The organism is Allobacillus salarius, from assembly GCF_007559425.1.
GTDB classification, from domain to species: domain Bacteria; phylum Bacillota; class Bacilli; order Bacillales; family Alkalibacillaceae; genus Allobacillus; species Allobacillus salarius.
Map to the genome: position 1 here is coordinate 1 of NZ_VMHE01000073.1, position 541 is coordinate 541.

2 protein-coding genes are annotated in these 541 nt (G+C 31.8%); both read right to left on the reverse strand.

Going from position 1 to position 541, the window contains the following annotated elements:
- A partial coding sequence (locus FPQ13_RS13135; protein ID WP_144089742.1) for a hypothetical protein occupies window positions 1-369 on the reverse strand: 369 nt, incomplete at its 3' end.
- Window positions 370-374: 5 nt separating this feature from the next.
- Window positions 375-541: phage upper tail fiber protein (locus FPQ13_RS13860; protein WP_425456878.1), on the reverse strand; the 167-nt coding region annotated here is incomplete at its 5' end.

The window sequence follows — 541 nt, forward strand, 5'->3', positions numbered from 1 at the left end:
TGAATAAACATCACTTATAGTGACATACAACATCCCTGAAGGATTACTAAAGTTGATATTTTTACTTGCAACTCCGCTATTGACTCCTGATATTCCTAAATCACTTGAACCTAAATTAGTTTGCGAAACCCTCATTATACCGCTACGTACATTTTCTATTGTCACCTGATAACTTTTATTAGGTTCAACTCCATTTATTGTCCATTTTGCTGTTGATTCTTCTATGCTATCCGGATATTTATTTTTAGGTAAGGGTTTTATTACAAAAGATGAAGGCTTTTTCCATACTTGGATATTTCCAGCATATACTTTTGTATATTCTTCGCCTTCGTAAATAAGTTTCTTTACATTTTTAAAATTACCTTCCATAAAAATCACCCCTTAATTAAGTAAAGTGTATTAGGGTCTTTTTGATATATATAGTTATATTCATTTTCTGTTCCTGTCCAAATTTTAACCGTCGGTTGAGATGCGCTTTTTAGTTGATATAAACTATCCGCTTGTTGTTTAGTAAAAGCTTGAGATGACAAAACATACCGCT